Here is a 10,809-nt window from a genome sequence, read left to right as displayed (position 1 = left end):
CCCAGTATCGCCCACATTTCCCCAGCTCAGAGGCTTGCTCGAACGAAGAGCAGGCCTCTTTGGCGTTGTCGCAGCTCCGAAGAGGTCACGGGTTCGGTCCAGCAGTGCGCGGCATCGCTCCCGCAGGGCGGCTTCTTGGACTCCCGGGGGCGGCCACTGGTGCCCCGGTGGGAGGAATTCGGGAGATCATCCCTCTCCCGCCGCGAACGAGGCCACAAGAAGACCGTGCAACCAATCACTCTGCGCGGTCGAAGTCGGGCTGAGTGCTCGCCGCATGTTCGCTCAGGAACCACGAGCCGGGGTGGGCTGGAGTCCGCCTCGCGGCATGCCCGACAGGCCGGTGTGCAGGGAGCCCGCGTCCTGCTTGTGGCCGGGTGCAGGTAGCAGGTCACCTGGATCGTCTGGAGGCGTCACTGCTGCAACGTCGAACCGTCTGACCCGTCCCGGGGAAGGCCCGATGGTACGGCACGGCATTCACCGGCTCCGGCTTCGCGGTCATCCGCGCATGCCGGGACGTCGTGCTGGTCGCCGACGCGCCGGGCAACATGCTCAAACGAGACGTCCGCTGCCTCGCCAAGACCCGCGAGGCCGTCACCGCCACCGTGCATCCCGGCGGCACCGTCGTCACCTGCGACGGCGGCGATGTCCGCTGATGGAACCGGTCGGCCATCGGGCCAACGCGGTCCTCACTGCCCCCCGCTCCGGCATGACCGACGAGAAGCAGCGCTGGATACCAGTGGCCTTTGCTTACGCTCCCGCTCCTTCTCGCGGAGAGCAGTACAGAGCAGAGGTGAACAATGTGGTGATCTACAACGTAAAGGTTTCGCCCTGTCCCGCGGTATTGCGATCTTGTCCGGTGGACACGGGTGCGGACGAGTTGGCGGTTGCGGTGGCTACCGCCCGGCGGGCCGGGCGTTCGCCCGTTCGTGGCGCAGATGCTCGGAAATCTCCGCTTCCGGCGCGCGGTCTGCAGCACCGCCTTGGTGGCACTGGGCAAGCCCGTCGGCCCACCGTCGACATCTGTCCGGACCCGCTCGATCAGCTCGGCGGAGGCCCGGACATCCAGCCCGCCCGACCGCTCGTCGTCGCTCGCAGATGATCTCCCCGGCGGGGGCGACGGCCCCAGCCTTCAGGGTCACCACCCCACCCACACGATCTTCAGGACGGTCCCGACAGATGCCGCTGGCAGCGTCGCAGGCGTTTCTCGAGCCGGTCTCGTGTGCTTGCCGCTGTGGGCGGTTGTTGGAGGGCCTGAGTGAGCGCCTTCTCGGCCTCGGCGTAGAGTTCCTGCTTCACCAGCCAGATGCTGAGTCGATCAGCGACTCTGGGGTCGGTGCTGCCTGCGGCGACGGCTTCGCGGTAGGCGGCGATGGCCGCGTCCTCGTCTCCGTCTTTTTCGGCGCGGCGTCCGGCGTCCTCGGCCAGGACGGCCAGAGGGGCTGTGTCGTTCTGGCTTGCCGCCAGGGCCTTCAACTCGACGCGTAGACGTTCTCCACGGTGAGCGGGCATGTTGCCGTGGCGGTCTTGGCCGTGGGAGACCGCGAGGAGGTAGCGTGCTGGGCCGGTCCTGAGCGGGAGCGGCACGTGGCGGTAGAGGTCGAGCAGCATGGGGATGTGCGGTGCTGTGCAGACGTACTCGAACAGTTCCGCCCACGCCTGGGGAGTGACTAGAACGCTCATGTCTGCAATAAAGCCAACTGACTCGGACTTTCGCGTATGCCGGATGAATTTTGACACGCTCATCGACATTCAAAGGGAGGCTGAGCGGCGAGGCTGGGCGACTCGATGGACTTCTGTGGATGCACTTCGGGGTCAAGTTAAAGAAGGGATAATCATTCTCCAGTCGCTGATGCGCGAAGAGCGTGATGATGCTATAAAGGCGTTCCGATGTCTCATATTGTTTGCGCATGCGGACGAAAGTGGCGCAGGCGGAATCGCTACGGTGGATATTTCTCCGGAACGATTCAGATCCCTGGAGAGAATTGATTGCGATCCAGATACACGAGAAGCGTTTGCTCGAATATTTTCCCTTGCGTCAGGCGGAATTGTGATGGTCTCCAAAAAATGAAATAAACTGGTGATGAATGAAATACTCGACCCTCGGCGTCTCGTTATCGCGGTTATCGTGAAGTTGGGTACACTCTCCCGCCTCGATCGCCTGGCTGCTGCCCGTTGGCCGTTCACGCTTTACGTTTGCGTGCCTGGGTCCAAGGGCCAGCCCTGCGTCGTCCAAAGGCTCACGTCCACGCCATCGCCGTTCCCCGCCACGTCAGAGGATAAGTCCGCATGTTGGCCACGAGCACCACGCTGCCGTAAGTGGAGCTATGACGCCGAGGTAGGGCGTCGGCGCGCTGGGCCGAACTTTGCCGGTGCCGGTGGTGGTCGTTACCCTGCCGCTTGGGGTAACCGGCTGGGATGCGCCAGGGGAGTGGCATGCCGATCAGCAAGGCCGGAGATGCTTCTCAGAGAGTCCGGACGAGCAGAGCACCTATGGTTACCGTGGGTTAGTAAGGTTGTGGTAGCGGCTTGTGGGAGCGCACGGGCCCCTTTCCTGCAGTCGGGGAGCTGCGGGAGCGAGTTTTGGGAGCCACCGCAGTCAGGCTCCCACCGACTCAGCGCGACGTAGTCAGGGCGTTTGCGCAGGTGAGTGGCTCCCCGCTCGACTCGGATCGACCTAGATCGACTTTCCTGCTCTGCTTCACACCGAAGAGGCCACTGGTTCGAACCCAGTATCGCCCACCCCAACTTTCCGCAGGTCAGAGCACTCTCCGAGTGCGTGATCTCGTCTGTCCCGATGACCGCTTCGCAGGTTCGGGAGCCGGTGGGGGAGCTTCGCGGATTCCCGAAGAGGTCACCAAGCCCCACTCGGCACCTCGATGCAGTCGGTGACGGACCTTGTCGATTTGGTTGGCGTGGCGATCCGGGCGGCGGCCTGATCGAAAGCGGTGCCCCGAGGTCAACCGCCACGAGCACGAGGTCATCGAGCAGTTCGCGCAGTTGTCGAGGGAGGCGGGCTGAGAGCCGGCTGCAGGATGTGCGGCACGGAGCGGTCACCTTTCGCTTACCGCTGGTTACGACCTACAAGTCCTCCAAAGAGACCCTGCGGCTCTCATCGCCGCCATCGCATCCGACATCCACACGGGCGTCCTGCCCCGACTGGCGCCGCAGCCATCATCCTCGGGCCCGCCGTGCCCGCCGTCCACGCCGCCGCCCGAAGGGCCACCCAGCTTCCGGCACCTAAAACACCCGACCGCAGCGGCAGGCAAGCTGATGGCTCCAACATGACCGCTGAAGCGGCTGGGGTGCGGACGCGCTCTAACAGCGGCCGCGCGGTCTTCGCTGCACGGGCAATTCGGGGATCAACGCCACTCGAAGTACCCGTGCAGGGCCGCGCACCGGCGGCCTGGCGGGTGCCGTCGCCTAGAAACCGGCGACGGCGCTCACCACGAACCCCATCTGGGCGTGCTACACCCCCGCCGCCCAGCCACGACGACGTAGCGATGACAGCAGGGACCACCCGGTGGTGACTACGTTCGCGGCGATGATTGGCCCGCGGCTTGATACGCCACGACTCATCGGGCTCCAACGAGACGTGTCGCGGCGTCGATGACGAACCGTCCACATCCTTGGCTACCAGAAGCGCTGGCAGCATCACACCGGGTGCGCCGTGATTCCTGCCAGCCTCGCAGACCGGCTGGGTTGAGTATGTCCGCTCATGCCAATGAGCGGATGTCGATTCGGGGGTGCCGATCCGTTTCGGATGCCGAGCCAACACCGAGTCGGCATGGGCTCCCGGAGATCTTGTGGCTTCGTCGCCAGCGGTCCCACCTGACATGCACCGATGGAGTTCGGCAAGAGCAGGGTTCGACTTTCTGGGCTCCACATCCAGCGGCGCACCGGGAAAGGGGCCAGCAAGAGTACGTCTGACACGATGATTGCTACCTATGCCGCATTCGCCACCAGGCGACCCATAGGGCCAGCCGGACCGCAGCCGCCCTGCGGCCAGGCGCGACCAGCCGCGCACCTCGCCACAGCATGGCCGGCCCACCCGACACCTCCGTTCGGCCGTCGGAGAACACGGTGATCAGCAGCGGGCCTCGGCAGGGACGTCCGCTGAGAGGCTCGCCCAGTACAGGGAACTCGGTGGCTAGGTAGGGGTCACGACAGGAGCGGGCCAGCACGGGTGGTGCCAGGACGCTGGACAGCCGCGCAGCGATGGACGAGCAGCCGCCGCAGGCCCCGTCATAGATCACCGCGACCTCGGTCACCATGGGGTCAGCACGATTCCGGTGCCAAGCGCCGTCAGCATGGCAAGCGCGGTTCCTGCGGCGAGCAGCCTGCGGTGGGCGATCCAGCGATCTTCCCACCCTCCGTCGGCACCGTGGCCGATGCTCGCGGCGGGCATGATCCAGCGGGCCAGGGCGAAGCCGGCTCCAGCTGCGAGGGCACCCGGGAACGGCAAGACCAGCAGGACGGCCAGCAGCACCAGATGGGGCAGAGCGGACGGCGAGTACGTGCGCATACCCGTCCCCATCTCGAAACCGAACTGAATCGGGCCCACAAGACGCCCGCGATGCTGCACCTCCTCCGGGACGAGGCGTTTGTTCTCGGGCACCGGCAGCTTCACCAGCCCCGTCTCACGCAGCAGGACGGCGAGGGCTGCCAGGCCGAACAGTCCCGCCCGCACAGAGAAGGGCAGCAGCGCCTGGACCAGGCCACCGAATATGGCAGTGATCAGGGCGACCAGCAACGCGCCGACCTGCAGGCCGAGGCCGAAGGCAAGCAAGGGACCGGAACCGCGCCAGACCGGCGCGCTCAGCAGGAATGCCGAGTTGTTGCTTCAAGTGGAGCCCGAGTTGGCGTAGCCGGCGTTGAGCCCCGCCCAGCAGAACGCCAGGAGCGCCGCGATACCCGCCGCCATTGGCCCTTGCCGATCTGGTCCGGCCGTGGCCAGCGCCGCCGGTACGGCGGCACCGGGCACGATCGGCACGGCGAGGCTGAGCGGGTCCAACAGGATGCGGCGGCACCACGGATGCTTGCCGTCCGTGGATGCAGATGGCTCTGGACGAGTGGTCATTGGTGTTACCGCCTATCCCATCACGCCTACGAAGCAGACGGCGATGGTGAGGCCCGCGTATTCGTTGTCGGCCCAGGAGATGTGGGTCCAGGCGTCCGAGCATCGGAAAGTGTTGCCGTCAGGGGCCGACCATCGCCAGGAGTTCCTGCCGGCGCAGAAGCTCGGGGTGCGCTGAGACCAGACAATCTCCCGGATCCCGTTGTGGGTGTATTCCCAGAACCCGTCGAAGTGGCGGCTGTCGTGATTGCAGGGTTTGCTGCCCACTCGCCAGCCTCCGACGCACATGTCCGGGTCCCCGGTCCACCAGTTCGATTTGGCAGGGGTGTAGGCCCCGATGCCGCCCCCTCCGCAGTGCGGGTCGAGCCACTCCGATGTCGGGGCCGGGTCGGCGCGAGCTGCGCGCCGGGAGGACACCCAGTCATAGGGAACCAACGTGGCCGCCAGTGCCGCGGCTCCCAGGCCCCTGATCACGGTTCGCCGTGACGCTGGAGGGTTGGGTATGAGGGCCCGGATCCGGCTCGGGACGGCGCCCTCCGGAGCGGTCTCCGCCATGGGGATCGAATCAAAGCGCATGGTGACTCCCGGTGGGATCGGTTACCCGGGCAAGACCGGCGAGGAGGGCGGAGACGTCGGTGTCGGTGTAGACGAACCGGCGATCGGTCACGCGACCCGAAGTTCCGATCAGGTAAAGGCAAGGGGTGTACCCCTCGGACAAGGCGGACCACATTCCGGGGTCCACGACGCACTCCAGCCCCGGAGCGTCGCCGAAAGTCCCGGCGGCGCCCTGCGAGGCGAAGAGCGCGACAAGCCGCGATCCGGCGAGATCGTGCGTGGCGACGTACTCGGCGGCGGCCCGCCACACGACACCGCAGACGGAGCAGCCGTTGCTGAGCAGCAACACCAGCGTGGTCGTGGCGTTGCCGGTGGGCTGCAGAGCCTTGGGGGCGATCGGAAGTTCGTCGATGAGCAGCGTGCTCCCGGGGTTGAGCGCCGTCCGCTCCAGCATGCGGAGCCTGGAATAGACGGCGCCGACGGCCAGCATGGCGAAGGCGGAGACGAGGAGTGAGCAGAGGCTGAAGGCGGTCGGCAGGCTCATCATGTGGATCCCTCACGCCGCCCAGATGACCTTCAGACCGGACAGCACGGTGTAGACGTGGTTCTTGTCCACGATGCTCTTGGGCGTGAGGCCGGGAGGCGGCTCGGGCCGGAAACTGACGTCGAACACCGCGGTCGAGTTGGCGAACATGTAGGACCACTCGAAGGGCGTCCCGGCCAGCTTGGCCGCCTGCTCCTCGCGGAGGTTCTGCCGGGTGCGCCAGACCTCGGCGTCCCCATGCTGCTGACCACGCCAAACGGGGAGGTCGTCCCGTGCGCTCCGAGCGTCCCTGGCGATGACGGTCATGCGCGCGTCGGAGCCGACCAGCATTGTCCCGTGCTGCTGGATGTTCGTGGCGGGCTTCGCGGTCACCCGCGCACCGGTCGGCGAGTCGATGAACGTCAGCATCGAGACGATGCGGTTCAGCACCGCGGCCCTCGGCGGGGGACCTCCAAACCACGTGGTCGCCTCGTTGTAGGGGCCTGCGAAGACGAGACAGCCGTTCGAGTGGTCCACTGCTTCGTAGACCACGATGTCGAAGCCTTTGCGGCGGTAAACCCGCTTGCTCGCCCCCGGCAGAATGTTGCTCGGGACGACTTCGTGCTGGCCTGCCTCCGCGAGGTGAAAACTTCGCAGGTAGTTGGGACCGCTGAACTTGGTCGCGCCGTACCAGCGCAGCGGTCCTGCCTCTGGCGGCAGCATCACCGACACGCGTGCGCCGTCTGCCGCCGCGCGGGCGACTTCAAAGAGAGGCGCCGTCATCGGCCTTCACTCCTTCCAAAATATTCCACACATAACGTTCGATGTTGGACATATATGCCGCTTCAATGTCTACCGGTTTTTCGCCGGTGCGCTAAATGTCCGCTTCTCTTCCGGTTTGTGACCAATGACCCACGGTGCCGGAGTGGAATATCGATTGAGTACCCCGGAGCGTGACCTGTACACGCAGCAGGATGCACCGAGCGCCCCGTTCTAACTCCGCGACGGCTCTTAGTGCCCTGAGTCGTTAATTCACTCGCGAGAACGTGGCGCACATGAAGTCGGATGGCGGCGAATCAGCCGGATCTCCGATGGCATTAGGTCGTCGGGCGCCCGTCATCAGGACAGGTGTTCAATGCCTCACCGGCGTCATGGGTCTGACCGATTTGGAGGCGCTTGAAGCGTTGGCCGAGCATGTGGTCGAACAGATGACGGAGGGCGGACGGTCGATCGCCTTGGCGACGGTCTCGCCCAAGCGGTCAGCGTTGGCGCCTTCGATATCCGGGACGGCCAGGAGCGCGCGGGCCTGCTCCCGGCCACCGACTACACCGTTCTGCAGGCGCTGTCGAATTGTCCGGGTATTCGCGCTTAAAGAATAATTTGTGCTATGAAATTAGCCCTGTCCGGCTCCGTTGGCGTTGAGATCACCTCAGGAAGCGGGCTTTGACGCGAACGAGGATGGGCCTTGGTCAAGCGCTGACGCTCTCTATTCTCCCCCTGGGAATCCTAACGGAAGCCACGGCGGGAGGGTTGGAGGTTCCATAAATGGGGCACAGTAGGACAATAGCGGAGAAGGCTCGAACTCCGGCATACGCCTTTCCGAAGCCGGCTGCTGAGACCGCGCCTTGGGATCCGGACGACAGTCCGGCGCGCGCCAGGGTGGAAACGGCGCTGATCATCGCTGGGCTCGGTGCCATGCTGCTCATCCTGCCCCGATATGCCTGGGGTGACGGATCGTATCGTTATGTCCAGCTTGCCGCGATGCTCACACAGGGCACCATGCCGGACGCCAAGTACTCCATGCTCGGCCCGGTCCTCTCGGCTCCCCTCTGGTTGGCGGGAAAGGCGTTCGGCTCGGAAGAATGGTGGTGCCTGCGTTACAACGGCTTTCTTCTGATTGGTGGGGTGACCTTCTGCTACTTCGCGCTGCGCGGTAAGATCCCCCGACGCCTGCTTCGGACCTTCATCTTGTTGCTGGTGTTCGGCTCAATGTTTCCGTATCACCAACTGTGGTATTACGGGGAGGTTTTCACGGCGATCCTCGTGATGACGGGCACCGTCGCCATATTGATCAACAAGGTGAGGCCTGGCTGGTTCGCGATTGTCATCGCTGTGGCGAACACTCCTGCGACGCTCCCCGCGCTGACGTTGTTGACCGTGCACCGGATCTGGGACAGTCGGCGGCTTCGCTGGGCCCTCGCGGTGCCCGCCGCGGTCACGTTGGTATTGCTGGAATCTTGGATTCGGCGGGGTAGTCCCTTCGCTACAGGATACGAAACCAATCATGGCAACCCAACTATCATGCCATATTCGGGTCTTCCTGGTTTCAGTTATCCGATATTCTTCGGGCTGCTGTCGCTGACCCTGTCCTTCGGTAAGGGACTACTGTTCTTCGCTCCGGGATTGTTTCTACCGGCACGCGGCCGACTGAGAGATCTGGCTGGCAGGTGCAAGGGAATCGACCCGACCTGTCCCTACGATCTGTGGATGGCCTTCGTGATAGGCCTGATCCTTACGTACGCCACCTACTGGTCATGGAGTGGAGCGACGTTTTGGGGTCCGCGGTATCTGCTGTTCGCCTCGATCCCGGCATCCTTCGCGCTGGCCGTCCGCCTCTTCCAGCCGGGCCCGTCGATCGCAGCGGACGTCATCACGGTAGTGGCGTTGGCGATGTCGCTGTGGGCAGGGCTCAACGGCGCCGTCTTCGGGGACGTGGACACCTCAAAGGTGTGCTGGCCGGACGGAAGCGGACTCTATGAGGCTCCGCTCTGCTATTACACGCCGGAATTCAGTGCCCTCTGGTACCCATTTGTGGAGAACAAGACCCTCACCAGCGGCCAGCAGATCTATCTCGTGTACGGCATGGCCGTGGCGGTCTACATCATGTGGCGGCCGGTGATCCGCCTTGCCCGAGAAGCCGGTGGGTTGCTGGCCCCCGCCGTCGTTCGGGCAAGAGGCATGCGTTGGTGAGGCTGCCGCCTCGGCGAGAGGGCGGCTGCGAGGATACTGCTCGAGAGTCAGTGCCGGGTAGGTGCTGCCCGGTAGTGATCAACTGGCCGGCTCGAGTGCGGTCCGCGGCGCGCGGGCACGGCGGCGGTGCCCTAACTCCAGGGCAATGACCGCGTCCTGGCGGTGTTGGCGGCAAGCGGGTCAAACTGATGCCACCGCCATCGGTGAGGCGCAGGGGCGTGGCTGGCGCAAGGTGTTCCTTGCGCACGCTCGGCCACACTCCTTCGGCTGGCCCGTGAGCACCTGTCCGGCGGCCACCCAGGCACCTCCCTGAAGTGCCGGCTTGCGGGGGAATCGGACCCTGGCGCTTCCCAGTCCCAGCTGCCCCGCCACCGGGTTCCCTCGATCCTCCCGGGCGGAGGTTGCCGCCGGCCGTCAGCTGTCGCCGGGTTCGTCCAGGCCGCGATGACCTCTTCGCCTTGTTCGAGCCCCCCGGGGGATGCGCCGGGTCGGCCGAATGGGTATGGCAGGGCCCCTCTTCAGAACCGCCCTCGAAGCCGACCATTGACTGGGCAGGGTTGGCAACTGGAGCCCTCGCCGAAGTGTTGCTTTACTCGAGTGGTCATATATCTGGACGAAGCACAGGCCGGTTGCGCCCTATTTGCACCTAAATCTCTTTATATCAGCGGTTCGGGCAACTTTGGAATATTCGCGCAAGAGTTGATCAGGATTTGGGTGGCGTTTTAGATAGCTTGATCCACTGTCGGGGATGTCTCTGCCGGACTTGAGGCACATCCCTCACTGGTTCTGTGCGTCCGTGACGATGGGCGTATCTGGTCTCGCAATACGGGAGGAAAATCCGCCAAATGAAATCTACCTTTTTTGTCGGTGCGTCGTCTCGCAGGAACTTCATGCTTTCCTGCTTGGCGGCTGGCGTCGCGTGCATTCTCGGCGTGGCCATATTCGTCGCTCTGCAATCCAGAGCCAGAGCCGCGCAAGCGCCTGTGGACCTTGGCACTGCCAGCAGCTTCGCGGTTCTGGCCGGCACGACGGTCACCAATACGGGCCCTAGCGTCATCAATGGAGACTTGGGGGTGAGCCCGGGCACTGCAATCACCGGATTCCCGCCGGGCACAGTGAACGGGGTACAACACAGCGCCGACGCGGTCGCGCTCCAGGCGCAAACCGACTTGACTGCTGCGTACAACGACGCCGCCGGGCGAACTCCGCCCATCAGCGTCTCGGGAGACCTCGGCGGTCAGACACTCGTGCCAGGTGTCTACCAGTCCACATCCTCGCTGGGGCTGACCGGCACGGTCACCCTCGACGGGCAGAACGACCCGAACGCCGTCTTCATCTTCCAGATCTCATCCACGCTCATTACCGCATCGGGCAGCGTTGTCGCCCTCGTCAATGGCGCCCAGCCATGCAACGTCTTTTGGCAAGTGGGCAGCTCCGCAACACTGGGTACCAACTCCACCTTCGTGGGCAACATCCTTGCCCTGCAGTCGATCTCGGTGAACACCGGAACGATCATCGACGGCAGGGCACTAGCTCGGAACGGTGCGGTCACCCTCGATAGCAACACCATCACGAGGTCCACCTGCACGACACCGACGCCGACGCCTACGGTGACGGCTCCGACGCCGACGCCGACGGTGACGGCTCCGACGCCGACGCCGACGGTGACGGCTCCGACGCCGACGCC

General features: G+C 64.8%; 8 protein-coding genes. 4 read left to right on the top strand and 4 right to left on the bottom strand.

Going from position 1 to position 10,809, the window contains the following annotated elements; all coding sequences use genetic code 11:
* Positions 1 to 518: 518 nt before the first annotated feature.
* Positions 519 to 653, top strand: coding sequence for a hypothetical protein (locus AB0H37_RS44535; protein ID WP_360618782.1), 135 nt, complete (start codon positions 519 to 521; stop codon positions 651 to 653).
* Between the two features lie 505 nt (positions 654 to 1,158).
* Here the strand turns inward: AB0H37_RS44535 and AB0H37_RS44530 are convergent.
* Positions 1,159 to 1,680, bottom strand: a complete 522-nt coding sequence (locus AB0H37_RS44530) for a hypothetical protein (protein ID WP_360618781.1) — start codon at positions 1,678 to 1,680, stop codon at positions 1,159 to 1,161.
* Between the two features lie 43 nt (positions 1,681 to 1,723).
* Here AB0H37_RS44530 and AB0H37_RS44525 point away from each other — a divergent pair, with 43 nt between their 5' ends.
* Complete coding sequence (locus tag AB0H37_RS44525) at positions 1,724 to 2,068, top strand: hypothetical protein (RefSeq protein WP_360618780.1); 345 nt, start codon at positions 1,724 to 1,726, stop codon at positions 2,066 to 2,068.
* A 2,196-nt stretch (positions 2,069 to 4,264) separates the two neighbouring features.
* Here AB0H37_RS44525 and AB0H37_RS44520 read toward each other — a convergent pair.
* From AB0H37_RS44520 to AB0H37_RS44510, 3 genes are all read right to left on the bottom strand, one after another.
* On the bottom strand, positions 4,265 to 4,786 hold the full coding sequence (locus tag AB0H37_RS44520; RefSeq protein ID WP_360618779.1) for a hypothetical protein: 522 nt from the start codon (positions 4,784 to 4,786) through the stop codon (positions 4,265 to 4,267).
* An 853-nt stretch (positions 4,787 to 5,639) separates the two neighbouring features.
* Positions 5,640 to 6,176, bottom strand: coding sequence for a hypothetical protein (locus AB0H37_RS44515; protein ID WP_360618778.1), 537 nt, complete (start codon positions 6,174 to 6,176; stop codon positions 5,640 to 5,642).
* Between the two features lie 9 nt (positions 6,177 to 6,185).
* The gene (locus AB0H37_RS44510; protein WP_360618777.1) at positions 6,186 to 6,935 is read right to left on the bottom strand and encodes a hypothetical protein; all 750 of its coding nucleotides are present in this window, start codon (positions 6,933 to 6,935) and stop codon (positions 6,186 to 6,188) included.
* 912 nt (positions 6,936 to 7,847) lie between these two features.
* Here AB0H37_RS44510 and AB0H37_RS44505 point away from each other — a divergent pair.
* Together AB0H37_RS44505 and AB0H37_RS44500 are read left to right on the top strand one after the other, a co-directional pair.
* A complete protein-coding gene (locus AB0H37_RS44505; protein WP_360618776.1) occupies positions 7,848 to 9,122 on the top strand; it encodes a hypothetical protein in 1,275 nt (424 codons plus the stop codon).
* Positions 9,123 to 9,967: 845 nt separating this feature from the next.
* Positions 9,968 to 10,809, top strand: an 842-nt coding sequence (locus AB0H37_RS44500) for an ice-binding family protein (protein ID WP_360618774.1), incomplete at its 3' end; no start/stop codon positions are given.

This window comes from Actinomadura sp. NPDC023710 (assembly GCF_040639875.1).
Taxonomy (GTDB): domain Bacteria; phylum Actinomycetota; class Actinomycetes; order Streptosporangiales; family Streptosporangiaceae; genus Spirillospora; species Spirillospora citrea.
This window is presented reverse-complemented; position numbering and strand designations above follow the sequence as displayed.

Excerpts from the sequence above, each read along its gene's own strand:
- AB0H37_RS44530 (WP_360618781.1), bottom strand. The coding sequence starts at position 1,680 with ATGAGCGTTCTAGTCACTCCCCAGGCGTGGGCGGAACTGTTCGAGTAC.
- AB0H37_RS44505 (WP_360618776.1), top strand. The coding sequence starts at position 7,848 with ATGCTGCTCATCCTGCCCCGATATGCCTGGGGTGACGGATCGTATCGT.
- AB0H37_RS44510 (WP_360618777.1), bottom strand. The coding sequence starts at position 6,935 with ATGACGGCGCCTCTCTTTGAAGTCGCCCGCGCGGCGGCAGACGGCGCA.
- AB0H37_RS44515 (WP_360618778.1), bottom strand. The coding sequence starts at position 6,176 with ATGATGAGCCTGCCGACCGCCTTCAGCCTCTGCTCACTCCTCGTCTCC.
- AB0H37_RS44525 (WP_360618780.1), top strand. The coding sequence starts at position 1,724 with ATGAATTTTGACACGCTCATCGACATTCAAAGGGAGGCTGAGCGGCGA.